Raw genomic sequence first — 24,409 nt, 5'->3', positions numbered from 1 at the left:
TCCGGGTCTCGAACACACCGCCGCCGGCGTTCTCGCGGACGCTGGCGGCGATTGCTTTTCCACCGTCCCGTTTCGCCCTTTCTTCTGCTTGCGATGCACGCCATGACGATGATTCCCCTCACCAAGCGCGGGGCCGAGAAGCTCAAGGACGAGCTGCAGCGGCTCAAGACGGTCGAGCGCCACGCCGTGATCCAGGCCATCGCCGAGGCGCGCGCACAGGGTGACCTGTCGGAGAACGCCGAGTACGACGCCGCCAAGGACAAGCAGGGCTTCATCGAGGGCCGCATCAAGGAGCTCGAGGGCAAGCTCGCCGCCGCGCAGGTGATCGATCCGGCGACGCTCGACGCCGGCGGGCGCGTCGTCTTCGGCGCCACCGTCGACCTCGAGGACGAGGACAGCGGCGCGCGAGTGACGTACCAGATCGTCGGCGACGACGAGGCCGACCTCAAGCTCGGGCTGATCTCGATCAGCTCGCCGATCGCGCGCGCGCTGATCGGCAAGTCGGCCGGTGACGTCGCCGAGGTGCGCGCCCCGGGCGGCGTCAAGACGTACGAAATCGTCGGCGTGCGCTACGTCTGACGGCGGTGGCGCGATGAACCGCGTGGAGCGCGCGCGCGCGCTGCTCGCCGGGCTGTGGGCCGGCGTGCTGCTCGCGGTGGCCGGCATCGCGACGCCGGCGCCGTTCGCGACGCTGGCCACCGCCGACGCCGGCCGCGTCGTGGCCCGTGTGCTCGCCAGCGAGGCCTACCTGAGCCTCGCGGCGGCCGTGGTGCTCTTTTTGCTCGAGCGCCGGCGCGCGCGCGACGGCGCGCCGGCGATGACGGCCGAGGTGATGCTGGTGCTGGGCGCGCTGTTGTGCACCGTGGCCGGCTACTTCGCGCTGCAGCCGATGATGGCGGCGGCGCGCGCCGGGCAGGGGCCGTGGTCGTTCGGCACGCTGCACGCCGTCTCGACCGTGTTCTTCGGCGTCAAGGCGCTGCTCGTGCTCGTGCTCGCGTGGCGGTGCACCGCCGCCGGCATCGCGCCGCGCTGAGGCCGCTGGCGCCGCGCGTGGTGCGGCTCGCGTGGCGACGCACCGTTGGCCGACGGGCGGCCGCGCGCGGGCGCGTCAGACCGCGCCGGTCTTCTTGATGCTGGTGGCGCGCTTGCGCGCCTTCTTGACGAGGCCGCCCGCCGTCACGCGCTGGTTGCCGAGCACGCGCACCTTCTTGACGACCGGCCGGTGGTTGCCGCTCTTGCTGAACTTGACGATCTTGACCACTTTCGGCGCCGGTGCACGGTCGTCGCGCTCGGCCTTGGGCTTGGGCGCCGGCGGGCGCCACAGCACCAGCAGCTTGCCGATGTGCTGCACCGGCGCCGCACTCAGCCGGTCGGCCAGCGTCGCGAGCACCGCCTCGCGCGTCTCGCGCTCGTCGCTGAAGACGCGCACCTTGATCAGGCCGTGCGCGGCGAGCGCTGCGTCGGCCTCCTTCAGCACGGCCTCGGTCAGCCCGTCGGCGCCGACGGTCACGACGGGGTCGAGGTGATGGGCGGCGCTGCGGTGCTGCTTGCGCTCGGCGGGCGTCAGGGTCAGGGCGGGCATCGGCCTATTATCGACGCGCAATGAAGATCAAGACCAAGAGCAAGAAGGTCAACAAGGCGTGGCTCGCCGATCACATCAACGACCCCTATGTGAAGCGGGCGCAGCAGGAAGGCTACCGCTCGCGCGCGGCGTACAAGCTCAAGGAGATCGACGAGGCGCTGGGGCTGGTGCGCCCCGGGCAGGTGGTGGTCGATCTGGGCAGTGCGCCGGGGGCCTGGAGCCAGTACCTGCGCCGGCGCTTCGCGCCGAAGGCCGCCGGCGCCGGCGGCGCGGCGCCGGGCGCGCTGCAGGGCACGATCGTCGCGCTCGACGTGCTGCCGATGGAGCCGATCGAGGGCGTGACCTTCCTGCAGGGCGACTTCCGCGACGAGGCCGTCGTGGCGGCGCTCGACGAGGCGCTGGCCGGCCGCGCGGTGGACCTCGTCGTCTCCGACATGGCGCCGAACCTGTCGGGCATCGAGAGCGCCGATGCCGCGCGCATCGCGCACCTCGTCGAGCTCGCGCTCGACTTCGCCCGCCGCCACCTCAAGCCCGACGGCGCGCTGGTGTGCAAGGTGTTCCACGGCAGCGGCTACAGCCAGCTCGTCGAGCAGTTCAAGAAGACGTTCCGCGTCGTCAAGCCGGTCAAGCCGAAGGCGTCGCGCGACCGCTCGGCGGAAACCTTTCTGGTCGGCCGGGGTCTGAGGATGACGGCGGGCGGCGTGGCCCCGAACGGTTGAATTCGGGTCCCTTTGGCTGTCGATTGCCGGCATGTGCCGCCAGGCGGCGCGGGCATATTGAGTCCCATAGAATCGACCGCAATTACGGTTCAGTTCTGGCACGGTTTTCTGCCGTTTTGGCGGCGGAGGTTTTCGAGGAGTCGCGGTGAACAATCAATGGCTGTCGAAGGTCGCGGTGTGGATGGTGATCGCGCTCGTGCTGTTCACCGTCTTCAAGCAGTTCGACCGCGGCGTCGCGCCGGGCGCGACGATCGGTTACTCGGACTTCCTCGAGGAGGTGCGCGCGGGGCGGATCAAGCACGTGACGCTGCAGGAGAGCACCAGCGGCACCGAGATCATCGCCACCACCAGCGACGACCGGCGCATCCGCAGCACGGCGACGTACCTCGACCGCGGGCTGGTCGGCGACCTGATCGCCGCCAACGTGCGTTTCGACGTGCGCCCGCGCGAGGAGCCGTCGCTGCTGATGAGCATCCTGCTCAGCTGGGGGCCGATGCTGCTGCTGATCGGCGTGTGGATCTACTTCATGCGCCAGATGCAGGGCGGCGGCAAGGGCGGCGCGTTCAGCTTCGGCAAGAGCAAGGCGCGCATGCTCGACGAGGCCAACAACACGACCACGTTCCAGGACGTCGCCGGCTGCGACGAGGCGAAGGAAGAAGTCAAGGAACTCGTCGACTTCCTGAAGGACCCGCAGAAGTTCCAGAAGCTCGGCGGCCGCATCCCGCGCGGCGTGCTGCTGGTCGGCCCGCCGGGCACCGGCAAGACGCTGCTGGCCAAGGCGATCGCCGGCGAGGCCAAGGTGCCGTTCTTCAGCATCTCCGGCTCCGACTTCGTCGAGATGTTCGTCGGCGTCGGCGCGGCGCGCGTGCGCGACATGTTCGAGCAGGCGAAGAAGAGCGCGCCGTGCATCATCTTCATCGACGAGATCGACGCGGTGGGCCGCCATCGTGGCGCGGGTCTGGGCGGCGGCAACGACGAGCGCGAGCAGACGCTCAACCAGATGCTCGTCGAGATGGACGGCTTCGAGACCAACCTCGGCGTCATCGTGATGGCGGCCACCAACCGGCCCGACATCCTCGATCCGGCGCTGCTGCGCCCGGGCCGCTTCGACCGCCAGGTCTACGTGACGCTGCCCGATGTGCGCGGGCGCGAGCAGATCCTCAACGTGCACATGCGCAAGGTGCCGGTGGGGCAGGATGTCAAGCCCGACATCCTCGCGCGCGGCACGCCGGGCTTTTCGGGCGCGGACCTGGCCAATCTCGTCAACGAGGCGGCGCTGTTCGCCGCGCGCCGCAACGCGCGCGTCGTCGAGATGGTCGACTTCGAGAAGGCCAAGGACAAGATCCTGATGGGCCCCGAGCGCAAGAGCATGGTCATGCCCGAGGAGGAGCGGCGCAACACCGCCTACCACGAGGCCGGCCACGCGCTGGTGGCGCGCCTGCTGCCAAAGACCGACCCGGTGCACAAGGTCACGATCATCCCGCGCGGTCGCGCGCTCGGCGTCACGATGCAGCTGCCCGAGGGCGACCGCTACAGCATGGACAAGGAGCGCATCCTGTCGACGATCTCGGTGCTGTTCGGCGGACGCATCGCCGAAGAGGTGTTCATGAACCAGATGACCACCGGCGCCAGCAACGACTTCGAGCGCGCGACGCAGCTCGCGCGCGACATGGTGATGCGCTACGGCATGAGCGACGAGCTCGGCCCGATGGTCTACGCCGAGAACGAAGGCGAGGTCTTCCTCGGCCGCAGCATCACGAAGCAGGTCCACATGTCCGAGGCGACGATGCAGAAGGTCGACCGCGAGGTGCGGCGCATCATCGACGAGCAGTATGCCGTCGCGCGCAAGCTGATCGAGGACAACAAGGACAAGATGCACGCGATGGCGCAGGCGCTGCTCGAATGGGAGACGATCGACGGCGACCAGATCGAGGACATCATGAACGGCAAGCCGCCGCGCCCGCCGAAGGACTGGACGCCTTCGGCGCCGCGTGGCAGCGGCGGCGGCACGCCGCCGGTCAGTGCTGATGGCGCGCCGGCAGCGGCGTGAACGTGACCGGCTGACGACGTTGCGACGGGGCTGCGGCCCCGTCGCCGTTTGCTTCTCGAGTTTCCTCGCTGACATGGCCCTCTGGCAGACCGCGCGCTTCGACGTCGACCTGTCGCGCCCGCGCGTGATGGGCATCGTCAACGTGACGCCCGATTCGTTTTCCGACGGCGGCCGTCACGCCGACGCGGCAGCCGCGTGCGCGCACTGTGAGCGCCTCGTCGCCGAGGGGGCCGACCTGCTCGACATCGGCGGCGAGTCGACGCGCCCCGGTGCGGTCACGCCCAGCGTCGACGAGGAACTCGCGCGCGTGCTGCCCGTCGTGCGGCACGCCGTGACGCTGGGCGTGCCGGTGTCGGTCGACACCAGCGCGCCCGAGGTGATGCGCGCGGTGCTCGACGCCGGTGCCGACGTCGTCAACGACGTGCGCGCGCTCACGCGCCCGGGGGCGCTGGCCGCGGTGGCCGCGCACCCGCGCGCGGGTGTGTGCCTGATGCACATGCGCGGCGAGCCGGGCACGATGCAGCAGCAGGCTGCGTACGACGACGTCGTCGCCGAGGTCGTCGCCTTCGTCGACGAGCGCGCGCGGGCGCTGCGCGCCCGCGGCATCGACGCCCGGCGCATCGTCGTCGACCCCGGCATCGGTTTCGCGAAGTCGGCGGCGCACAACCTCGAGCTGCTGCGCCGCCAGCGCGAGCTCCTCGGTGCTGGCTACCCGCTGCTCGTCGGCTGGTCGCGCAAGTCGACGCTCGGCGCGATCACCGGACGGCCGGTCGGCGAGCGGCTGGCGGCGAGTCTTGCCGCGGCCGTGCTCGCGGTCGAGCGCGGCGCCGCGATCGTGCGTGTGCACGATGTCGCGCCGACCGTCGATGCGTTGAAGCTCTGGCACGCCGCGACCGCCGCCGGTGCGACGCCCGCCGCCGGCGGCGGCACAATCACCTGACCTTCCTACTTGCCGGGTCGCCGGCGTCGCCCGCGCGCCTTGCTGGTGCGGCGGCCCGCCGGCACGACGCCCCGACGATCATGAGCAGAACCTACTTCGGCACCGACGGCATCCGCGGCACCGTCGGCCGTGCGCCAATCACGCCCGACTTCATGCTCGCGCTCGGCCACGCCGTGGGCCGCGTGCTGCGCCGCGGCGTCGAGCGGCCGACGGTGCTGATCGGCAAGGACACGCGCATCTCGGGCTACATGATCGAGTCGGCGCTCGAGGCCGGCTTCGCCGCCGCCGGGGTCGACGTGCTGATGTCGGGCCCGCTGCCGACGCCGGGCGTCGCCTACCTGACGCGCGCGCTGCGGCTGGACCTGGGCGTCGTCATCAGCGCGAGCCACAACGCGTACCCCGACAACGGCGTCAAGTTCTTCTCCGCGCGCGGCGAGAAGCTGCCCGACGAGTGGGAACAGGCCGTCGAGGCGGCGCTCGCCGAGCCGCCGCAGTGGGTCGACTCGGCCGGCCTCGGCCGCGTGCGGCGGCTCGACGACGCGCGCGGGCGCTACATCGAGTTCTGCAAGAGCACGGTGCCGCACACGCTGTCGCTGCGCGGGATGAAGCTCGTCGTCGACGCCGCGCACGGCGCCGCGTACCACGTCGCGCCCGACGTGTTCCACGAGCTCGGCGCGCAGGTCGAGACGATCGGCTGCAGCCCCGACGGCATGAACATCAACGACGGCGTCGGCGCGACCGCCCCGCAGGCGCTGGTGCGCGCCGTGGCGCAGCACGGCGCCGACTACGGCATCGCGCTCGACGGCGACGCCGACCGGCTGCAGATCGTCGACCGCAGCGGCCGCCTGTTCAACGGCGACGAACTGCTCTACGTGATGGCGACCGACCGCCTCGCCAAGGGCGTGAGCGTGCCCGGCGTCGTCGGCACGCTGATGACGAACCTCGGCGTCGAACTCGCGCTGCGCCGCCGCGGCATCCCGCTCGTGCGGGCGAAGGTCGGCGACCGCTACGTGCTTGAGGAACTCGTCGCGCGCGGCTGGCAGCTCGGCGGCGAGGGCTCGGGCCACCTGATCGCGCTCGACCGCCACACGACCGGCGACGGCATCGTCAGCGCGCTGCAGGTGCTGCAGGCGGTGCGCCGCAACGGCCACGACCTCGCGGGGCTGCTCGAGGGGGTCGAGCTGTTCCCGCAGACGCTCATCAACGTGCGGCTGGCCGAAGGCAGCGACTGGCGGCGCAACGAGCGCCTGGCCGCCGAGCAGCAGGCCGTCGAACGCGAGCTCGGCGACCGCGGCCGCGTGCTGATCCGCGCCTCGGGCACCGAGCCCGTGCTGCGCGTGATGGTCGAGGCGCGCGACGGCGCGCTGGCCACGCGCTGCGCGCAGCGCCTGGCCGATGCCGCTGCCGACAAGCCGACGCTGGCCGCCGCGGCCTGACGCGGCGGGGTACGGCGGCGACCGCCGCCGGCCGGGTGCCCTCAGGCGGGCTGCCGCGCGTCGAACCAGTGCCGTGTGCGGTTCGCGAACGCGACCAGCGACAGCATCACCGGCACCTCGACGAGCACGCCGACGACGGTGGCCAGCGCCGCGCCCGAGTGCAGCCCGAACAGCGAGATCGCCACCGCCACCGCGAGCTCGAAGAAGTTCGACGTGCCGATCAGGCACGCCGGCGCCGCGATCGCGTGCGGCAGCCGCAGCGCGTACGCGGCGGCGAACGCCAGCGCGAAGATGCCGTAGGTCTGCACCAGCAGCGGCACTGCGATCATCCCGATGACGAGCGGCTGCGCGACGATCGTCTGCGCCTGCAAGCCGAACAGCAGGACCACCGTCGCCAGCAGCCCGAGCACCGACCACGGCTTGAGCCGCGCGACGTAGCGCTCGATGGCGCCGCGCCCGCGCGCCGCCAGCGTGCGCCGCGTGATCACGCCTGCCACCAGCGGCAGCACGACGTACAGCACCGTCGACAGCAGCAGCGTCTCCCACGGCACGGCGACGTCGGTCACGCCGAGCAGCAGCGCGGCGATCGGCGCGAACGCGAACACCATGATCAGGTCGTTGACCGAGACCTGCACCAGCGTGTAGTTCGGGTCGCCCCTGGTCAGCTGGCTCCAGACGAACACCATCGCGGTGCAGGGCGCGACGCCGAGCAGGATCATGCCGGCGATGTACTCGGTGGCCGACTGCGGGTCGACCCACGGTGCGAACACGACGCGGAAGAACAGCGCGCCGAGCGCTGCCATCGTGAACGGCTTGACGAGCCAGTTCACCACCAGCGTCAGCAGCAGGCCTTTCGGGCGGCGGCCGACGTCGCGCACCGACGCGAAGTCGACCTGGATCATCATCGGGTAGATCATGATCCAGATCAGCACCGCCACCGCCAGGTTGACGTGCGCGACCTCGAGCGCGGCCACGGCGCGGAACACCGCCGGCGCCGCCAGCCCGAGTGCGACGCCGGTGACGATCGCCAGCGCGACCCACAGCGACAGCCAGCGCTCGAACGCCCCCATCGTGCTCAGCGTGCGCCGAGGTGGCGGATCCCGTGCCCGATCAGCAGCCGCTCGAGCACCGTCGCGACGTTCCCGCAGGCTTTGGGCGCCTCGCGGCCGTCAACGGCGGCCGGGCCGAGCGTGGCCGCCAGCATCGCCGGCGTCAGCGCTGCCGGCCCGGCGCCGACCAGCGCGCGGAAGATGCGCAGGCGTGCCGCCTGCGCCAGCGCCGCCAGCGCGGCGACGGCGGCGGTCTCGTCCATGACGGCGTCCCTCATCGCGATGTGGGCTGCTCGTGCGACGCGGCGCCGCCCTCGCTCCCGCCTGCCGACGGCGGGGCGGCGAGCGCTTCGGGCCGCGTCGGCAACGTCAACGTCGCGAGCCAGCACGCGACGAGCATCGCTGCCGAGCCGGCCAGCGACGCCGTCAGCCCGCCCCACTGGTACAGCAGCCCCGACAGCAGCGTGCCGACGAAGCGCCCGAGCGCGTTGGCGGCGTAGTAGAAGCCGACGTCCTCGGCGGCCTTCTCCGAACCGGCGTAGGCCAGCACCAGGTACGAGTGCACCGACGAGTTGACGGCGAACGCGAAGCCGAACACGCCGAGACCGGCGACGACGACCCACTCGAGGTGCGCGACGCCGGCGGCCGTCAGGCCCGCCAGCACCAGCGGCACCAGCGCCAGCAGCGCCGACCACCGGCGCGCTGCCGGCACCTCGGCGCTCAGGCCGTCGCGGCTGCGGCGCACGATCGCCGGTGCCAGTGCCTGCACCGCACCGTAGCCGATCGTCCACAGCGCGAGAAAGCCGCCGACCATCGTGAAGGTCCACCCGGCCGCGTACAGGAACACCGGCACGCCGACGACGAACCACACGTCGCGCGCGCCGAACAGCAGCACGCGCGCCGCGGCCAGCGCGTTGATGCCGCGGTTCTTCGCGAACAGCTCGCGCGCCGACTTCGACGCCTTGCTCTTGCCCATCAGCGGCGGCACGAAGGCGACGACGCCGGCGAGGACGAGCGCGAGCAGCGCCGCCATCGTCCACAGCGACGCCTGGAAGCCGAGCGTCTGCAGCAGCACGCCGCCGAGGAAGAAGCCCACACCCTTCATCGCGTTCTTGCTGCCGGTGAAGAACGCGACCCACTTGAAAAGCCGTCCGGAGGCTTCGCCCGCCGTCAGCTTGATCGCCGACTTGCTCGCCGTCTTCGTCAGGTCCTTCGCGACGCCGCAGATGCCCTGCGCGACCACGACCCAGGCCACCGACAGCGCCACGGTCCACGACGGCGACAGCGCCGACAGCAGCAGGAAGCCGGTGATCTGCGTCGCCAGCCCCACGGCGAGCATGCGCGCGATGCCGAAGCGCGTCGCGAGCCAGCCGCCGATCAGGTTGGCGACCACGCCCATCGCCTCGTAGAGCAGGAACAGGAAGGCGAGCGTGAACGGCGAGTAGCCGAGCTGGTAGAAGTGCAGCAGCACCAGCATGCGCAGCGCGCCGTCGCTGAGGGTGAAGCCCCAGTACGCGGCGGTGACGATGGCGTAGTTGCGGGTGCCGGCCGACATGTCAGCCCCTCGTCCGACGGGTACGTCGGCCGATCCCCCAAGGGGATGCGGGCCGGCTTGGGGCGGCCCGGCGCTCGGCCCGCCTTGCACGGATCTGCGTCACCGCTCAGATTCCGTACTGCCGCAGGTGACAGGCCAGGTCGACCATGCGGCAGGCGTAGCCCATCTCGTTGTCGTACCAAGCGTAGACCTTGAGCAGCGTGCCGTCGGTGACCATCGTCGACGGCGCGTCGACGATGCTGCTGCGCGTGTCGCGCGCGTAATCGGCGCTGACGAGCGGCCGTTCCTCGTAGCCGAGGATGCCGGCCAGCGGGCCTGCGGCAGCCGCTTTGAACAAAGCGTTGACCTCGTCGGCCGTGGTGGTGCGCTGCAGCTCGAACACGCAGTCGGTCAGCGACGCGTTGAGCACCGGCGCGCGCACCGCGTGGCCGTTGAGCTTGCCCTTCAACTCGGGGTAGATCAGCGCGATCGCGGTTGCGCTGCCGGTGGTCGTGGGTGCCAGGCTCAGCATCGCGCTGCGCGCGCGGCGCAGGTCCTTGTGCGGCGCGTCGACGACGAGGTTGGTGTTGGTGGGGTCGTGGATCGTCGTGATCTGGCCGTGGCGGATGCCCAGCGCCTCGTGCACGACCTTGACCACCGGCGCGAGGCAGTTGGTGGTGCAGCTTGCCGCGGTCACGATGCGGTGGCGCGAGGGCTCGTAGAGGTGTTCGTTGACGCCGACGACGACGTTGAGCACATCGCCCACCTTGACCGGCGCGGCCACGATGACGCGCCTCGCGCCGCGGTCCAGGTGACCCTGCAGCGTCTCGGGCGTCAGGAACTTGCCGGTGCACTCGAGCACGAGGTCGACGCCGAGGTCGCCCCAGGGGATCTCTGCCGGCGTCGGGTGGGCGCTGAAGCGCAGGCGCCGGGCGCCGACGCGCAGCGCGTCGTCGCCCTCGGCGGCAATGTCTTCGCGCCAGCGGCCTTGCACGCTGTCGAACGCGAGCAGGTGTGCGGTCGCGGCGGCGCCGCCCTTGATCTCGTTGAGGTGGACGACCTCGAGGCGGTTGCCCGCCCGCGGGTCGTCGGCGGGGCGCTCGGCGGCGCCGAAGGCGGCGCGCAGCGCCAGGCGGCCGATGCGGCCCATGCCGTTGATGCCGACTCTCATGGTGTCGTGACCCCCCTTTCGGCGACCACGCATCGCCGCCATCCTGGATGATATTTCTATCAGCGTAGAAATATAGGTCCGAGATATGACAGTCTGGAGACACGACGGCCGCAGGCAAGTCGAACGCTGGCCCGTTCGGACCGTGCGCCCACGCGATCGCGGACGCCTGCGACGCCGACGTGGCGGCGCGGAGCGTGCCCCCGAAGGGCAGGCGTCATCCCCGGCGGGGGAGGGTGTGCGCGCGACCAACGATGCGCACGAGCCGGGCAGCAGGGGCGCACGCCAAAGGACGTTTCCGCCAGTCATCGAGCTGTCATAAAAGATTCACGAAACCGGCCCCTGGGCCGGCTCGGCGCCGCGTGGTGACTTTGAGACCCCCCAGCGCCCATGACAACGGGTGCTCGCGTTGTCACAATGTCGTCACAAGCTCTGCCTAGCATCCGCCCGTCTCGTCAAGCGAGCGTTTTCCGCACTTTCCTCACGGAGTGGATGCAATGACCCTCAAGAAGCTCATTTCCGCGCTCGGGCTGGCCGGCGTCGGTTTCTTCACCGCCACGGTGCAGGCGCAGCCCGTGCAGGTCGATCCCGCGCTGCCGACGTATCAGAAGGCGGCCGGCGTTTCGGGCAACTTCACCAGCATCGGCTCCGACACGCTGAACAACCTGATGACGCTGTGGGCCGAGGAATTCAAGCGCCTGTACCCCAACGTCAACATCCAGATCCAGGGCGCCGGGTCGTCGACCGCGCCGCCGGCGCTGACGGAGGGCGCGTCGAACTTCGGGCCGATGAGCCGCCTGATGACGGCGCGCGAAGTCGAGGCGTTCGAGAAGAAGCACGGCTACAAGCCGACCGCGATCGGCGTCGCGATCGACGCGCTGGCCGTCTACGTGAACAAGGACAACCCGATCAAGGGGCTGAGCCTCGAGGAAGTCGACGCCATCATGTCGAGCACGCGCAAGTGCGGCGGCGCGGCCGACATCACCAAGTGGGGTCAGCTCGGTCTGGGCGGTGAATGGGCCAACCGCGACATCGCGATGTACAGCCGCAACTCGGTGTCGGGCACGTACGGCTTCTTCAAGGACGTCGCGCTGTGCAAGGGCGACTTCAAGCGCAACGTCGCCGAGCAGCCGGGTTCGGCCTCGGTCGTGCAGAGCGTGGCCACGCAGCTCAACGCGATCGGCTACTCGGGCATCGGCTACAAGACCTCGGGCGTGCGCGCGCTGCCGCTGTCGAAGAAAAAGGGCGAGCCGTTCGTCGAGCCGGATGCGACGCACGCGATCGACGGCACCTACCCGCTGGCGCGCGTGCTCTACGTGTACGTGAACAAGAAGCCGAACCAGCCGCTGGCGCCGCTGGAGAAGGAGTTCTTCCGCATGGTGCTGTCGAAGCAGGGCCAGGAAGTCGTCATCAAGGACGGGTTCGTGCCGGTGCCCAACTCGCTGGCCCAGCGCTACCTGGCGCTGCTGAACTGAGGCCACGGGCATGAAGACCCTCAGCACCAGCAGCATGAACGTCGCCGCCCGCACCCTGGCCGTTGCCGTGGCCGCTGTGGTGGTTGCCGGTTGCGCCACGTCGCCGGCGCCCGAGGCGGCGGCGGCCGTCGCTGCGGCGCCCGCGCCGAAGCCCGGCACGCCGCCGTCGCCCAACGCTCCCGCGCCGGCGCCCGGCACCGTCGAGCTCTACGTCGTGCTGCCGCCGACGGGACGGGTGCACGCGTTCGGCGACCTGAAGAACTACGCGGACTTTCTCGAGCACGGCGAAGTGGCGCTGACCCGCACCGCCATCGGTGCAGGCCCCGGCGGCAAGACGATCGTCTACGGCATCACGGCCGACGACGTGAAGAACAACCAGCCTAGCCGCGCCGAGCAGATCCTGGCGTCGTCCGCGCCCGAGCCCGCCACGTTCTACGGCGAAGTCTTCCGCGACGGTCGTTTCTTCCTGTTCGGCCAGCGCAAGGACATGGTGGACTTCGTCGCCTTCGGCGAGGTGCCGTACAGCTACACCGACGTCGGCGCCGGTCCGAAGGGCGAGACGATCGTGTACGTGATGAACAAGGACAGCTATCCGAAGGGCAGGCCGACGGAGCGCGCCGAGCGCTTCAAGGCGCTGCGCGTCGCGGCGAAGTAGGGCGGCGACCAAGGGGCCTCACGGGTCCTGCGAGGGTGACGGCGGCGGGCCGTCACCCTCGTGTCGCGTCAGGGGGAGGGAGAACAGCGCATGACCACCGTCAATCAGAGCACCACCGCCGTCTCGGTCAGCCAGGCGATGGGTGGCCGGCTGTTGCGCGACCGCCTGTTCAAGAACTTGATGAGCGCCGGCGGCATCGGCGTCATCGTCGCGATCTCGGCGATCTTCTTCTACCTGGCGAGCGTCGTCGTCCCGCTGTTCCTGCCGCCTACCGTCGAAGCGCCGGTGACGTACGCCGTGCCCGGGCCGGCCGAGCGCACCACGGGAGCGTTCTCGGGCGAGGAGCAGCGCGAGATCGGGGCGCGCATTGCGGCCGACGGCGGCATCACGTTCTTCGAGTTCGCCACCGGCCGGGTGCTCGCGGAGGCGCCGGTCGAGATTCCGGCGGGGGCCTCGGTGACGAGCTTCGCCAAGGGCGACCTCAGCACCTTCGTGTTCGGTTACGGCCTGAGCGACGGTCGCGCGATCGTCATCCGCCAGGGCTACGAGGTCACGTTCCCCGACGGCAAGCGTCAGATCACCCCGTCGCTCGAGTTACCGCTCGGCGAGGCACCGCTGCAGATCGACACCCGGGGCCATCCCATCGTCCAGCTCGCCGTCCAGGCATCGGACTCGGGCTCGACGCTCGTCGGCCTGACCGACGACGGTCGCCTGCTCGTCTCGGCCGTCAACGTGACGACCAACCCGATCACCGGCGAGAGCAGGAGCGAGATCCAGCAGGGCGAAGTGGCGTCGGTGCCGCCGAACGTCCGGCAGCTGGTCGTCGAGTCGAAGCAGCGCGAACTCTTCGTGCTGCACGGCGACCGCGGCCTCGCGCGTTTCGACATCCGCGACAAGACGCAGCCGCGCCTTCTCGAGACGGTGCAGCTTGCCCCCGAAGGGCATCGCGTGACGGCGCTCGCGATGCTCAGTGGCGGCTACTCGCTGATCGTCGGCACCGACCAGGGCCACCTCGCGCAGTGGTTCCCGGTGCGCGTCGAGGGCACGCGCTTCGCCCTGCAGCGCATCCGCGAGTTCAAGCCGATGCCCGCCGCCGTCACGACGATCGCGCCCGAGTTCTTCCGCAAGGGCTTCATCGTCGGCGACAGTGCCGGCAACCTCGGCAGCTACTTCGCGACCTCGAACCGGCTGCTGTTCCTGCGCAAGCTCTCCGAGCAGCCGTTGACCGTGCTCGGTGTGCCGCCTCGCGGCAACGGCTTCCTCGCCCAGGATGCGGGCGGGCGCGTGCACGCCGCTGCGGTCGAGAACCACTACCCCGAGGTGTCGTGGCACGCGATGTGGGAGAAGGTCTGGTACGAGGCCTACGACGCGCCCGACTACGTCTGGCAGTCGTCGGCGGCGAACTCGGATTTCGAGCCCAAGTTCAGCCTCGCGCCGCTGACCTTCGGCACCGTGAAGGCCGCGACCTACGCGATGCTGGTGGCGGTGCCGCTGGCGCTGCTCGGGGCGATCTTCACGGCCTACTTCATGTCGCCGGCGATGCGCCAGGTGGTGAAGCCGACGATCGAGATCATGGAGGCGCTGCCCACCGTCATCCTCGGCTTCCTCGCCGGCCTGTGGCTCGCACCGTTCGTCGAGAACAACATGGCGGGTGTGCTGCTGGCGATCCTGCTGCTGCCGGCGGTGTTCATCGCGGCGGCCTACGCCTGGCACCTGACGCCGCAGTCGCTGCGCATGCGCGTGCCGCCCGGCTGGGAGGCCGCGCTGCTGATCCCCGTCATCGTCGCCTTCATCTGGCTGATCATGCAGCTCGGCCACCCGATCGAGGCCGCGTTCTTCGGCGGCGACATGCCGAACTGGGTCAGCAACGAACTCGGCATCAAGTACGAACAGCGCAACTCGCTCGTCGTCGGCATCGCGATGGGCTTCGCGGTGACGCCGACGATCTTCTCGATCGCCGAGGACGCCGTGTTCAGCGTGCCGAAGCACCTGACCGGCGGCTCGCTCGCGCTCGGCGCGACACCGTGGCAGACGCTCACGCGCGTCGTGCTGCTGACCGCGAGCCCGGGCATCTTCTCGGCGGTGATGATCGGCCTCGGGCGCGCCGTCGGCGAGACGATGATCGTGCTGATGGCCACCGGCAACACGGCGGTGATGGACTTCAGCCTGTTCACGGGCTTCCGCACGCTGTCGGCCAACATCGGCGTCGAGATGCCCGAGGCGGGCGTCGGCGAGACGCACTACCGGCTGCTGTTCCTGTCGGCGCTCGTCCTGTTCGCGTTCACGTTCGCCGTGAACACGATCGCCGAACTCGTGCGGCAGCGCCTGCGCGAGAAATACCAGACGATCTGACGGCAGGGGAGGACGGACATGCGTGAATGGATCAAGTCGGGCACGCCGTGGATCTGGATGACCGCGGGTGCGGTCGCGCTGTGCATCGTGATGGTGCTCGGCGTGCTGTGGATGACGGCGGCGCGCGGGCTGACGCACTTCTGGCCGAAGGCCGTCGCCGAGACGACGTTCACCGAGCGCGACGGCACGCGCATCCGCCTGATCGGCGAGGTGCGCGACCGCGAGGAGGTGTCGGTCAAGCGTCTGGCCGACGCCGGCTTCAAGCTCGACACGACCGACGCCTTCGCCGAGCGCATCCTGATCAAGCTCGGCAATCGTGACCTCACGGGGGTCGACTTCCGCTGGTTCCCGGTGCCGCTGCTCGGCGAGCTCACCTATCCGCGCGACCTCATCACCGTCGAGCGCCACGAGTGGGGCAACTTCTACGGGCACCTGAAGGCAGTGAAGGAGAACGGCAACGTCGTCGCCAGCGGCGCCGACGCCTGGCCGGCGCTCGTCGACCGCGTCGAACGCGCGCAGCGGCTGTTCCGCGAGATCTACCGCATCGAGAAGTCCGACATCGGCGACGTCAACTACCGCATCGAGCAGTTGCGTCTCGAGCAGCGTCGCGCCGAGCTGCGCGGCCGCCTCACCGACGAGCTGAAGGCCGACCTGGCCGCCCGCCGCGCCAAGCTCGACGAGCAGTTCGCCGCGTTGCAGACGCAGCTTCAGACGCTGCGCGCCGACATCGCGCGCGATTCGCTGGTGGCCGAGGTGATGGATGGCAGGGAGGTCGAGGTCAAGCTCGCCCTCGTGGCCGACGTCTACCAGGCGAACGCGATGAACGTGGCGCAGAAGGCCGGCCACTACGTGCGCAAGCTCGTCGAGTTCATCGTCGACGACCCGCGCGAGGCGAACACCGAGGGCGGCATCTTCCCCGCGATCTTCGGCACCGTGCTGATGGTGCTGATCATGTCGGTGATCGTGACGCCGTTCGGCATCATGGCCGCGATCTACATGCGCGAGTACGCGAAGCAGGGGCCGCTGATCCGCGTCATCCGCATCTCGGTCAACAACCTCGCCGGGGTGCCGTCGATCGTCTACGGCGTGTTCGGCCTCGGCTTCTTCGTCTACTTCCTCGGCGGCAACATCGACCAGCTGTTCTTCCCCGAGGCGCTGCCGGCACCGACCTTCGGCAGCCCCGGCATCCTGTGGGCGTCGCTGACGCTGGCGATCCTGACGCTGCCCGTGGTCATCGTCTCGACCGAGGAGGGGCTGGCGCGCGTGCCGCGCTCGGTGCGCGAGGGCAGCCTCGCGCTCGGCGCGACGAAGGCCGAGACGCTGTGGCGCACCGTGCTGCCGATGGCCAGCCCGGCGATGATGACGGGGCTGATCCTCGCCGTCGCGCGCGCGGCCGGCGAGGTGGCGCCGCTGATGCTCGTCGGTGTCGTCAAGCTCGCGCCGGCACTGCCGCTGGACGGATACTTCCCGTACCTGCACCTCGAGCGCAAGTTCATGCACCTGGGCTTCCACATCTACGACGTCGGCTTCCAGAGCCCGAACGTCGAGGCGGCTCGGCCGCTCGTCTACGCGACGGCGCTGCTGCTGGTGATCGTCATCATGGTGCTGAACCTCGCCGCCATCAGCCTGCGCAACCGCCTGCGCGAGAAATACCGTGGCCTCGAAACCGTCTGATGCCGACCCCGATCCCCGTCTTCCGCCTTCCGGAGGGAACCCGATGAACGCGATGTCCGAAGCGGCGATGCCGCGCATGAAGATCGAGACCGCCGTGTCCGACGCGATCGGCGCCGCGCGGCCGCTCAGCGACCACCCGGTGTCGATCGCGGTGCAGAACGTCAACCTGTTCTACGGTGCGAAGCAGGCGCTTTTCGACGTCACGATGGACATCCCGCGCGGGCAGGTCGTGGCCTTCATCGGCCCGAGCGGCTGCGGCAAGTCGACGCTGCTGCGCTGTTTCAACCGCATGAACGACCTCGTCGACGGCTGCCGCGTCGAGGGCCAGATCCTGCTCGACAAGCAGAACATCTACGACCGCAGCGTCAACGTCGCACAGCTGCGCCGCCGGGTGGGGATGGTGTTCCAGAAGCCCAATCCGTTCCCGAAGTCGATCTACGAGAACGTCGCCTACGGCCTGCGCCTGCTCGGCGTGAAGAACCGCGCGCAGCTCGACGAGGCGGTCGAGCGCTCGCTCAAGCAGGCGGCGCTGTGGGACGAGGTCAAGGACCGCCTCGACGCCAGCGGCCTGAGCCTGTCGGGCGGTCAGCAGCAGCGCCTGGTGATCGCGCGCGCCGTCGCACTCGAGCCCGACGTGCTGCTGCTCGACGAGCCGTGCTCGGCACTCGACCCGATCTCGACGGCGAAGATCGAGGAACTGCTGTTAGAGCTGAAGAGCAAGTTCACGATCGTGATCGTGACCCACAACATGCAGCAGGCGGCTCGCGTGTCGGACTACACGGCGTACATGTATCTCGGCAAGCTCGTCGAGTACAGCCCGACGCGCGACCTGTTCATGAAGCCGGCGAAGAAGGAAACCGAGGACTACATCACCGGCCGCTTCGGCTGACCTGGAGGCGACGAGCATCATGATCGACACCCACACGATGAAGCAGTTCGACGCCGAACTGCGCGACGTCAACAGCCGTGTGCTGCAGATGGGCGGTCTCGCCGAGGCGCAGGTCGCGCAGGCGGTCTACGCGCTCGCGAACTTCAGCGGCGAGACGGCGACGCAGGTCCTGGCCCAGGAGGACCGGCTCAACCAGATGGAAGTCGAGATCGACACCGAGATGCAGCAGATCGTCGCGATGCGCCAGCCGGCGGCGATCGATCTGCGTCTGCTGTTCGCGATCTCGAAGGCCTCGGCCAACCTCGAGCGCGTCGGCGACGAGGCGGCGCGCATCGCGCGCACGGTGCAGCGCCTGATCAACACCGGGGTGTCGAGCCGCCTGCGCCTGCCGCTGGCCGACCTCCAGTTCACCGCCGACCTCGCGTGCTCCCAGCTGCGCCGGGCGCTCGACGCCTTCGCCCGCCTCGACGCCGCGGAGGCGCTCGAGGTGCTCAAGCGCGACGACCAGCTCGACCAGGAGTTCGACGGCCTGCTGCGCAAGCTGATCACGTACATGATGGAAGACCCGCGCATGATCTCGTCGAGCATCGACCTCGTCTTCGTCGCCAAGGCGATCGAGCGCGTCGGCGACCACGCGAAGAACCTCGCCGAGGCCGTGATCTACGTCGTCAAGGGCACCGACGTGCGCCACGTGACGGTGCCCGAGGTCGAGAAGGCCGTGCGGTGATGCGGGCGGGCAAGGAGAACGGGCGATGAGCCGGGTGCTGGTGGTCGAGGACGAGTCGGCGATCGCGGAACTGATCTCGATCAACCTGCGCCACGCCGGCTACGAGGTGACGATCGCCGCGACGGCCGACCAGGCGCAGGCGGCGGTGGACGCCGTGCTGCCCGACCTCGTGCTGCTCGACTGGATGCTGCCGGGGCAGTCCGGGCTCGCGCTCGCCAAGCAGTGGCGGTCGCAGCCGCGCACGCGCGACCTGCCCATCATCATGCTCACGGCGCGCAGCGAGGAGGGCGACAAGATCAGCGGCCTCGACGCCGGCGCCGACGACTACCTGACGAAGCCGTTCTCGACCAAGGAACTGCTCGCGCGCATCCGCGCCGTGCTGCGGCGCAAGGCACCCGAGGCGCTCGACGCCGCGGTCGAGATCGCGGGCCTCAGGCTCGACCCGTCGACGCGGCGCGTGACGCGCACGACGGCTGACGGCGTGCGCGAGGTCAAGGTCGGGCCGACCGAGTTCCGTCTGCTGCACTTCTTCATGACGCACCCCGAACGCGTGCACAGCCGCGCGCAGCTGCTCGACCGGGTGTGGGGCGATCACGTGTTCATCGAGGAGCGCACCGTCGACGTGCACGTCAAGCGTCTGCGCGAGGCGCTGCAGCCGGTGCAGTGCGCCGGGTTGATCGAGACGGTGCGCGGCGCTGGCTACCGGTTCACGCAGCAGGTGGGCAGCGTCGCCGCCTGAGGGCCTGAGCGGTGCCTTGGCTGCTGCCGCGGCTGGCCGGCTCGGTGCTGGCGACGTGGGCGGGCATGGTGGTGGGTGCCGAAGTCGGTGATTGGCTGGGTTGGCCTGCGCTATGTATGGGCATCGGTGCGGCGCTGGGCTTGGCAGCAATCACCACCCTGGATGCGCTGCGCGCACGGCGTGTACTCGACTGGCTGCGTGGCGCAGGGCAGGGCAGTGCCCCTGCAGAAGGCGGAGTGTGGAGCGAGCTGACGTATCGCTTCGAGCGCCTTTTGCGCGCCCGTGACCGCGCGTTGTCCGACGAGCGTCAGCGGCTATCGCAATTCCTGCAAGCCATCGAGGCTTCACCCAACGGCGTGCTGCTGCTCGATGCCGAAGGCCAGATCGACTGGTGCAACGCGGTGGCCGCTGACCATTTCGGCCTCGACCCAGTGCGCGACCGTGGCCAACGCGTCACGAATCTGTTGCGCGCGCCTGCCTTCGTCGCGCATATGCAGCAGGGGCAGTTCGATCACCCTGTGACGGTGCCGGGACCGTTGGGTCGCCACACCCTGTCGGTGACAGTCCGCCCCTATGGCGATGGGCTCAAGCTCGTGCTGTCGCAGGACATCACCGAGCGCGAGCGCAGCGACGCGATGCGGCGTGACTTCGTCGCCAACGTGTCGCACGAGATGCGCACGCCGCTGACGGTGCTCGCCGGCTTCGTCGAGACGATGGCCACGCTGCCGCTGACCGAGGTCGAGCGCCAGCGCGTGCTCAGGCTGATGGAGCAGCAGACCACGCGCATGCAGACGCTGCTGACCGACCTGCTGACGCTGGCGCAGCTCGAAGGCAGTCCGCGGCCGCCGGCCGACCAGTGGGTGAGCGTCGACGCGCTGATGGCGCAGGTGCGCGCCGACGGCGAGGCGCTGTCGGCCGGTCGCCACCGGCTCGTGTTCCACGTGCCGCCGGGCGGCGAGATCGCCGGCAGCGCCACCGAGCTGCTCAGCGCGGTCGGCAACCTGGTGACCAACGCGGTGCGCTACACGCCCGACGGCGGCCAGATCGACGTGCACTGGCGCGTGCGCGCCGACGGTGCGGGGGAGATCGATGTGGTCGACAACGGCGTGGGCATCGACCGCGAGCACATCCCGAGGCTGACCGAGCGCTTCTACCGCGTCGACGGCAGCCGCTCGCGCGACACCGGCGGCACCGGGCTCGGCCTGTCGATCGTCAAGCACGTCGTGCAGCGCCACGGCGGCGAACTCGACATCGAAAGCGAGCGGGGCAAGGGCTCGCGTTTTCGCATCGTCGTGCCGACCGCCCGGGTGCGCGTGCGGCACAACGCGGCCGCCGTCGCCGACGCGCCGCGCTGACCGTGCTCAGCCGCCGCCGGCCGGCGCGGTGTCGCGGCGGTAGATGCGCGTCGCGTCGCGCCGCTCGTCGGGACGCTGCACGCGCGCGACCTCGGTCCAGCCGGGGCCGGCACGCACGTGCGTGCGCTGGCGCTCGCGGCGCAGCAGCACGTCGCAGCCGCTGGCCTCGGCCGCATCGGGGCGGCCGTCCACGCGCCAGCGGCCGTGATGCTCGAGCGCCGCGATCGCTGCGCGGCCGACGTCGGGCGCGGCGATGCACGAACCCGGCGGCACGTGCGGCGCGATGCGTGCGACCCATTCGCGGTCGCTGCGCACGTAGTCGAGCACCGGCAGCAGCAGCGTCATCACGAGCAGCCAGGTCAGCGCCACGCCGCCGGCGGGCAGCACGAGGCTCTTCCACAGCGCCGCCCGGTGCCGCGCGGTGCGCCAGCGCACCAGCCACACCCACGCCGCGGTGCCGGCCAACGCGACGGCGAGCGCGACCGCCGAGAAGCTCGGTTCGTAGCCGGTGGCCAGCCGCGCGACGTTGCGTGCCGGTGCGCCGGGCACGCCCAGGTGCAGCGACGTGTAGATGCCCCACACCGCGATCGCGCACGCCGAGAAGAAGAACACCGAGAACCAGTCGATGGCGGCTGCCGCGCCGCGCTGGAGCGTCGGCAGCGCGAACGCCGCGAGCACCGCGAGGCCGGGCAGCCCCAGCATCAGCACCTCGTCGGCGCCGCCGAGTCCGGTGCTGACGGCCAGCGCCGCCGTGGTGACGGTCAGCGGCACCGCGATGTGGCGGTTGAACAGGTGGTGCCGCCAGCGCCACACCGTCCACAGCGCCAGCAGCGACGCCGGCCACAGAAACCACAGCCACAGCCGCACGATGCCGAGCCACTGGTCGGGGTCGGCACGCAGCCGCCAACCGAACTGCCAGATCTTCGCCAGCGTGGCGGTCGCGACGGCGGCGACGGTGGCTGCGAACACCCAGGGTACGAGGCGGCGCACCTGCTCGTACGCCGACAGTCGCGACAGCACGATGCCGATGGCACCCAGCAGCAGCGCGAGGCCGGGCGCGCCGCTCGCGGCCACCAGCGGCAGCGCGACCAGCGCGGCCGCGCGCGCGCGCTGCCGCCGAAACGGCGCCGACGCCATCGCCCACTGGAACAGCGCGACGCCGGCGAGTTGCACCAGCGCGGGCGTCGTCTCGTGGCCGAGCTGCAGCAGCCCGAGGGTGGCGATCAGCGCCAGCACGGCGCCATCGGCCATCGCGCGTGCATACGCGACGGTGTCGGCCTCGCCGCCAAACGCGAACGCGACGGGCTGTGCGGCCTCGGTGCGCGCGAGGTGGAAGGTCGCATACCACACCAGCGCCAGCGTCAGCGCCAGCAGCAGCGCGAACGGCACGCGCGCGGCCAGCTCGGCGCCGAGCAGTGGCGACAGCAGCACGATGCTCGCGGCGCCGAGCCAGTGCGGCAGCAGCGCCTGCTCGAGCGGCAGCTGGCCGACCATGGGCGCCAGCCACGACGTGCGACCTTCGGCCATCGCCGCCATGTAGCCGAACGCCGTGATGTCGGCCACCCGCCACGGGTCGCGCCCGAACACGCCCGGCAGCACATACGCGGCGCAGAACAGCAGCAGCGCCGTGCGCGGCAGCCGCTGCGCGGCGCGCTGCGTGACGAGTGCCGGGGTCGGGTTCCGGTTCACCGGGCGATGATGCCGCCGCGCGCCGGTCTCGGTGGCGCGGCGCCCAAAGAACAAGGGGCAGCCGAGGCTGCCCCGTCGCCGCGCGAAACGCGCCGGGCGCGTCTCACTTCTTGAGGTGCGCGAACTTGTTGCGGAACTTCTCGACCCGCCCGCCGAGGTTGTCGACGCTCTTCTGCGTGCCGGTGTAGAAGGGGTGCGACTCGCTCGTCGTCTCGAGCTTGATCAGCGGCAGCTCGCGCCCGTCGTCCATCGTGATCGTCTCCTTCGTCGGCGCGCACGAGCGCGTGACGAACTTGAAGCCGTTGGACAGGTCGAGGAAACAGACCTCGCGGTAGTTCGGGTGGATGCCTTCTTTCATCGGGAGCCTCGTCGCGTCGTGTGTGGCAGCCACGTCGACCCATTCGACGCACTTGCCGCGTGCGGAAAATCGCGAATTATAGGATCCTCACCCGCCCCTTCGCATCATGTCGAAGAAGTCGAGGTTGCTCTTGCTCTGCTTCATCTTGTCGAGCACGAACTCCATCGCCTCGATCTCGTCCATGTTGTACAGGAGCTTGCGCAGGATCCACGTCTTCTGCAGGATCTCCGGCTTGAGCAGCAGCTCCTCGCGGCGCGTGCCCGACTTGTTGATCAGGATCGACGGGTAGACGCGCTTCTCGGCCATGCGGCGGTCGAGGTGGATCTCGCAGTTGCCGGTGCCCTTGAACTCCTCGTAGATCACCTCGTCCATGCGGCTGCCGGTGTCGATCAGCGCAGTGCCGATGATCGTCAGGCTGCCGCCTTCCTCGACGTTGCGAGCCGCACCGAAGAAGCGCTTCGGGCGCTGCAGCGCGTTGGCGTCGACGCCGCCGGTGAGCACCTTGCCCGACGACGGCAGCACGTTGTTGTAGGCGCGCGCCAGGCGCGTGATCGAGTCGAGCAGGATCACGACGTCCTTCTTCAGCTCGACGAGCCGCTTGGCGCGCTCGATCACCATCTCGGCGACCTGCACGTGACGCGCCGCCGGCTCGTCGAAGGTCGAGCTGATGACCTCGCCGCGCACGGTGCGCTGCATCTCGGTGACTTCCTCGGGCCGCTCGTCGACGAGCAGCACGATCAGGTGCACCTGCGGGTAGTTCGCCATCAGCGCGTGCGCGATGTGCTGCATCATCATCGTCTTGCCCGTCTTGGGCTGCGCGACGAGCAGCGCGCGCTGGCCTTTGCCGATCGGCGCGATCAGGTCGATGATGCGGCTGGTGATGTTCTCGTCGGTCTTGAGGTTGTCGCGTTCGAGCTTGAACTGTTCCTTCGGGAACAGCGGCGTCAAGTTCTCGAACATGATCTTGTGCTTGTTCTCCTCCGGGGTCAGGCCGTTGACGCGGTCGACCTTGACGAGCGCGAAGTAGCGCTCGCCGTCCTTCGGCACCCGCACCTCGCCTTCGATCATGTCGCCGGTGTGCAGGTTGAAGCGGCGGATCTGCGAGGGCGACAGGTAGATGTCGTCGGTCGACGCCATGTAGCTGGTGTCGATCGAGCGCAGGAAGCCGAAGCCGTCGGGCAGCACCTCGAGCACGCCGTCGCCGAAGACCTGCTCGCCCGCCTTCGCGCGCTTCTTCATGATCGCGAACATCAGCTCCTGCTTGCGCAGGCGCGCGACGTTCTCGATCTCCAGTGCCTCGCCCATCTCGATGAGCTTCGACACGTGCATGGTCTTCAGTTCGGACAGATGCATGGAGGCATTCCCTTCGTGGGGAAGAGGGCGGGCCATTCGCAGGCCGACCCCGCCGCGGCCCGTCGGGACCACGGCCGGCCCGCAGGGCCATCGGCAAGGCGTTGAGGGTGAGGTGCTTCGTCGAGTCCCGCAGCGTCCGGCCGCTGATGCCGGTGCGTGGGATCCGAAGCGTGGCGTCGCCGGCCGCGCGCCGCCTCGGGCAGCGGCCGCCGACGATTGGAGAATTATAGGTGGCCGTCGATGAAGGCCGTCAACTGCGCCTTCGACATCGCACCGACCTTGGTCGCCGCGAGCTGACCGTTCTTGAACAGCATCAGCGTCGGGATGCCGCGGATGCCGAACTTGGCCGGCACCTCGCGGTTCTCGTCGACGTTCATCTTCGCGACGCGCAGCCGGCCGTCGTAGTCCTTCGAGACCTCGTCGAGGATCGGCGCGATCATCTTGCACGGGCCGCACCACTCGGCCCAATAGTCGACCAGCACCGGGCGGTCGGACTTCAGCACGTCGGCTTCGAACGACGCGTCGGATACGTGGGTGATTAGGTCACTGCTCATCGTCGGTCCTCGCAGGCACTTCGCACATCGGTGCCGCAGCGCGCGCCCGGTTGACAGGCGCCGCCACGGGCAGCCGCTCAGGTGCGCCAAGGCACAATCATTCTGACATAA

22 protein-coding genes and 1 pseudogene are annotated in these 24,409 nt (G+C 70.0%); 14 read left to right on the top strand and 9 right to left on the bottom strand.

The genetic code is table 11. From position 1 onward, the window contains the following. Window positions 1-102: 102 nt before the first annotated feature. Together greA and MOJ79_RS13105 are read left to right on the top strand one after the other, a co-directional pair. Complete coding sequence (gene greA, locus MOJ79_RS13110; RefSeq protein ID WP_241924559.1) at window positions 103-579, top strand: transcription elongation factor GreA; 477 nt, start codon at window positions 103-105, stop codon at window positions 577-579. Window positions 580-592: 13 nt separating this feature from the next. Beyond that, a complete protein-coding gene (locus MOJ79_RS13105; protein WP_241924558.1) occupies window positions 593-1,033 on the top strand; it encodes a DUF4149 domain-containing protein in 441 nt (146 codons plus the stop codon). A gap of 75 nt (window positions 1,034-1,108) precedes the next feature. Here MOJ79_RS13105 and MOJ79_RS13100 read toward each other — a convergent pair whose 3' ends face one another. Continuing rightward, entirely contained in the window at window positions 1,109-1,582 is a 474-nt protein-coding gene (locus tag MOJ79_RS13100) for a YhbY family RNA-binding protein (RefSeq protein WP_241924557.1), read from the bottom strand. A 20-nt stretch (window positions 1,583-1,602) separates the two neighbouring features. Between MOJ79_RS13100 and MOJ79_RS13095 the strand changes: the two genes are divergently transcribed. The 4 genes from MOJ79_RS13095 to glmM all read left to right on the top strand — a co-directional run bounded on the left by MOJ79_RS13095 (window position 1,603) and on the right by glmM (window position 6,727). Further along, on the top strand, window positions 1,603-2,301 hold the full coding sequence (locus tag MOJ79_RS13095; RefSeq protein WP_241924556.1) for an RlmE family RNA methyltransferase: 699 nt from the start codon (window positions 1,603-1,605) through the stop codon (window positions 2,299-2,301). Between the two features lie 145 nt (window positions 2,302-2,446). Beyond that, the gene (ftsH, locus tag MOJ79_RS13090; protein ID WP_336606326.1) at window positions 2,447-4,351 is read left to right on the top strand and encodes an ATP-dependent zinc metalloprotease FtsH; all 1,905 of its coding nucleotides are present in this window, start codon (window positions 2,447-2,449) and stop codon (window positions 4,349-4,351) included. A 73-nt stretch (window positions 4,352-4,424) separates the two neighbouring features. Continuing rightward, a complete protein-coding gene (gene folP / locus MOJ79_RS13085) occupies window positions 4,425-5,291 on the top strand; it encodes a dihydropteroate synthase (protein ID WP_241924555.1) in 867 nt (288 codons plus the stop codon). An 80-nt stretch (window positions 5,292-5,371) separates the two neighbouring features. Further along, window positions 5,372-6,727 (top strand): phosphoglucosamine mutase, encoded by a 1,356-nt coding sequence (gene glmM / locus MOJ79_RS13080; protein WP_241924554.1) that lies wholly within the window; start codon window positions 5,372-5,374, stop codon window positions 6,725-6,727. Between the two features lie 41 nt (window positions 6,728-6,768). Here the strand turns inward: glmM and arsB are convergent, their stop codons facing one another. The 4 genes and pseudogenes from arsB to MOJ79_RS13060 form a co-directional block, all read right to left on the bottom strand. Beyond that, window positions 6,769-7,797 carry an ACR3 family arsenite efflux transporter gene (arsB, locus tag MOJ79_RS13075; RefSeq protein WP_241924553.1) on the bottom strand — a complete coding sequence of 343 codons (1,029 nt, stop codon included), beginning with the start codon at window positions 7,795-7,797 and terminating at the stop codon, window positions 6,769-6,771. A 116-nt stretch (window positions 7,798-7,913) separates the two neighbouring features. Further along, window positions 7,914-8,039: pseudogene (locus MOJ79_RS13070) on the bottom strand (transcriptional regulator); the annotation flags it as partial. Between the two features lie 11 nt (window positions 8,040-8,050). Next, a complete protein-coding gene (arsJ, locus tag MOJ79_RS13065) occupies window positions 8,051-9,331 on the bottom strand; it encodes an organoarsenical effux MFS transporter ArsJ (protein WP_241924552.1) in 1,281 nt (426 codons plus the stop codon). Window positions 9,332-9,437: 106 nt separating this feature from the next. Beyond that, on the bottom strand, window positions 9,438-10,481 hold the full coding sequence (locus MOJ79_RS13060) for an ArsJ-associated glyceraldehyde-3-phosphate dehydrogenase (protein WP_241924551.1): 1,044 nt from the start codon (window positions 10,479-10,481) through the stop codon (window positions 9,438-9,440). Between the two features lie 494 nt (window positions 10,482-10,975). On the opposite strand from MOJ79_RS13060, the gene MOJ79_RS13055 reads away from it, so the two are divergent. The 8 genes from MOJ79_RS13055 (at window position 10,976) to phoR (ending at window position 20,344) form a co-directional block, all read left to right on the top strand. Next, a complete protein-coding gene (locus MOJ79_RS13055; RefSeq protein ID WP_241924550.1) occupies window positions 10,976-11,953 on the top strand; it encodes a PstS family phosphate ABC transporter substrate-binding protein in 978 nt (325 codons plus the stop codon). Between the two features lie 10 nt (window positions 11,954-11,963). Beyond that, window positions 11,964-12,608: a hypothetical protein gene (locus tag MOJ79_RS13050; protein ID WP_241924549.1), complete on the top strand. Its 645-nt coding sequence runs from the start codon at window positions 11,964-11,966 to the stop codon at window positions 12,606-12,608. A 90-nt stretch (window positions 12,609-12,698) separates the two neighbouring features. Next, window positions 12,699-14,960, top strand: coding sequence for an ABC transporter permease subunit (locus MOJ79_RS13045; protein WP_241924548.1), 2,262 nt, complete (start codon window positions 12,699-12,701; stop codon window positions 14,958-14,960). Between the two features lie 18 nt (window positions 14,961-14,978). Further along, entirely contained in the window at window positions 14,979-16,634 is a 1,656-nt protein-coding gene (pstA, locus tag MOJ79_RS13040) for a phosphate ABC transporter permease PstA (protein WP_241924547.1), read from the top strand. A gap of 52 nt (window positions 16,635-16,686) precedes the next feature. Next, a complete protein-coding gene (pstB, locus tag MOJ79_RS13035; protein WP_241924584.1) occupies window positions 16,687-17,523 on the top strand; it encodes a phosphate ABC transporter ATP-binding protein PstB in 837 nt (278 codons plus the stop codon). Between the two features lie 19 nt (window positions 17,524-17,542). After that, window positions 17,543-18,250 carry a phosphate signaling complex protein PhoU gene (phoU, locus tag MOJ79_RS13030; RefSeq protein ID WP_241924546.1) on the top strand — a complete coding sequence of 236 codons (708 nt, stop codon included), beginning with the start codon at window positions 17,543-17,545 and terminating at the stop codon, window positions 18,248-18,250. 25 nt (window positions 18,251-18,275) lie between these two features. Next, window positions 18,276-18,989, top strand: coding sequence for a phosphate regulon transcriptional regulator PhoB (phoB, locus tag MOJ79_RS13025; protein ID WP_241924545.1), 714 nt, complete (start codon window positions 18,276-18,278; stop codon window positions 18,987-18,989). An 11-nt stretch (window positions 18,990-19,000) separates the two neighbouring features. Further along, entirely contained in the window at window positions 19,001-20,344 is a 1,344-nt protein-coding gene (gene phoR / locus MOJ79_RS13020) for a phosphate regulon sensor histidine kinase PhoR (RefSeq protein WP_241924544.1), read from the top strand. 6 nt (window positions 20,345-20,350) lie between these two features. Here the strand turns inward: phoR and MOJ79_RS13015 are convergent, their stop codons facing one another. From MOJ79_RS13015 to trxA, 4 genes are all read right to left on the bottom strand, one after another. Continuing rightward, the gene (locus tag MOJ79_RS13015) at window positions 20,351-22,033 is read right to left on the bottom strand and encodes a hypothetical protein (protein ID WP_241924543.1); all 1,683 of its coding nucleotides are present in this window, start codon (window positions 22,031-22,033) and stop codon (window positions 20,351-20,353) included. Between the two features lie 103 nt (window positions 22,034-22,136). Continuing rightward, on the bottom strand, window positions 22,137-22,391 hold the full coding sequence (locus tag MOJ79_RS13010; protein WP_119288904.1) for a type B 50S ribosomal protein L31: 255 nt from the start codon (window positions 22,389-22,391) through the stop codon (window positions 22,137-22,139). Window positions 22,392-22,478: 87 nt separating this feature from the next. Continuing rightward, complete coding sequence (gene rho, locus MOJ79_RS13005; protein ID WP_119288902.1) at window positions 22,479-23,744, bottom strand: transcription termination factor Rho; 1,266 nt, start codon at window positions 23,742-23,744, stop codon at window positions 22,479-22,481. Between the two features lie 224 nt (window positions 23,745-23,968). Then, window positions 23,969-24,298: a thioredoxin TrxA gene (trxA, locus tag MOJ79_RS13000; protein ID WP_119288899.1), complete on the bottom strand. Its 330-nt coding sequence runs from the start codon at window positions 24,296-24,298 to the stop codon at window positions 23,969-23,971. Window positions 24,299-24,409 lie beyond the last annotated feature (111 nt).

It is taken from the genome of Calidifontimicrobium sp. SYSU G02091 (assembly GCF_022631395.1).
Taxonomy (GTDB): domain Bacteria; phylum Pseudomonadota; class Gammaproteobacteria; order Burkholderiales; family Burkholderiaceae_C; genus Calidifontimicrobium; species Calidifontimicrobium sediminis.
The sequence above is the reverse complement of the archived record's forward strand: the minus strand, read 5'-3'. Positions and strand labels throughout refer to the sequence as shown.

What these genes read in the sequence shown, in the direction of transcription:
- phoB (WP_241924545.1), top strand. Translation starts at nt 18,276, where the DNA reads ATGAGCCGGGTGCTGGTGGTCGAGGACGAGTCGGCGATCGCGGAACTG.
- arsJ (WP_241924552.1), bottom strand. Translation starts at nt 9,331, where the DNA reads ATGTCGGCCGGCACCCGCAACTACGCCATCGTCACCGCCGCGTACTGG.
- MOJ79_RS13010 (WP_119288904.1), bottom strand. Translation starts at nt 22,391, where the DNA reads ATGAAAGAAGGCATCCACCCGAACTACCGCGAGGTCTGTTTCCTCGAC.
- greA (WP_241924559.1), top strand. Translation starts at nt 103, where the DNA reads ATGACGATGATTCCCCTCACCAAGCGCGGGGCCGAGAAGCTCAAGGAC.
- MOJ79_RS13045 (WP_241924548.1), top strand. Translation starts at nt 12,699, where the DNA reads ATGACCACCGTCAATCAGAGCACCACCGCCGTCTCGGTCAGCCAGGCG.
- rho (WP_119288902.1), bottom strand. Translation starts at nt 23,744, where the DNA reads ATGCATCTGTCCGAACTGAAGACCATGCACGTGTCGAAGCTCATCGAG.
- MOJ79_RS13055 (WP_241924550.1), top strand. Translation starts at nt 10,976, where the DNA reads ATGACCCTCAAGAAGCTCATTTCCGCGCTCGGGCTGGCCGGCGTCGGT.
- trxA (WP_119288899.1), bottom strand. Translation starts at nt 24,298, where the DNA reads ATGAGCAGTGACCTAATCACCCACGTATCCGACGCGTCGTTCGAAGCC.
- MOJ79_RS13100 (WP_241924557.1), bottom strand. Translation starts at nt 1,582, where the DNA reads ATGCCCGCCCTGACCCTGACGCCCGCCGAGCGCAAGCAGCACCGCAGC.
- MOJ79_RS13060 (WP_241924551.1), bottom strand. Translation starts at nt 10,481, where the DNA reads ATGAGAGTCGGCATCAACGGCATGGGCCGCATCGGCCGCCTGGCGCTG.
- glmM (WP_241924554.1), top strand. Translation starts at nt 5,372, where the DNA reads ATGAGCAGAACCTACTTCGGCACCGACGGCATCCGCGGCACCGTCGGC.
- phoU (WP_241924546.1), top strand. Translation starts at nt 17,543, where the DNA reads ATGATCGACACCCACACGATGAAGCAGTTCGACGCCGAACTGCGCGAC.
- folP (WP_241924555.1), top strand. Translation starts at nt 4,425, where the DNA reads ATGGCCCTCTGGCAGACCGCGCGCTTCGACGTCGACCTGTCGCGCCCG.
- MOJ79_RS13050 (WP_241924549.1), top strand. Translation starts at nt 11,964, where the DNA reads ATGAAGACCCTCAGCACCAGCAGCATGAACGTCGCCGCCCGCACCCTG.
- pstA (WP_241924547.1), top strand. Translation starts at nt 14,979, where the DNA reads ATGCGTGAATGGATCAAGTCGGGCACGCCGTGGATCTGGATGACCGCG.
- pstB (WP_241924584.1), top strand. Translation starts at nt 16,687, where the DNA reads ATGTCCGAAGCGGCGATGCCGCGCATGAAGATCGAGACCGCCGTGTCC.
- arsB (WP_241924553.1), bottom strand. Translation starts at nt 7,797, where the DNA reads ATGGGGGCGTTCGAGCGCTGGCTGTCGCTGTGGGTCGCGCTGGCGATC.
- MOJ79_RS13105 (WP_241924558.1), top strand. Translation starts at nt 593, where the DNA reads ATGAACCGCGTGGAGCGCGCGCGCGCGCTGCTCGCCGGGCTGTGGGCC.
- MOJ79_RS13095 (WP_241924556.1), top strand. Translation starts at nt 1,603, where the DNA reads ATGAAGATCAAGACCAAGAGCAAGAAGGTCAACAAGGCGTGGCTCGCC.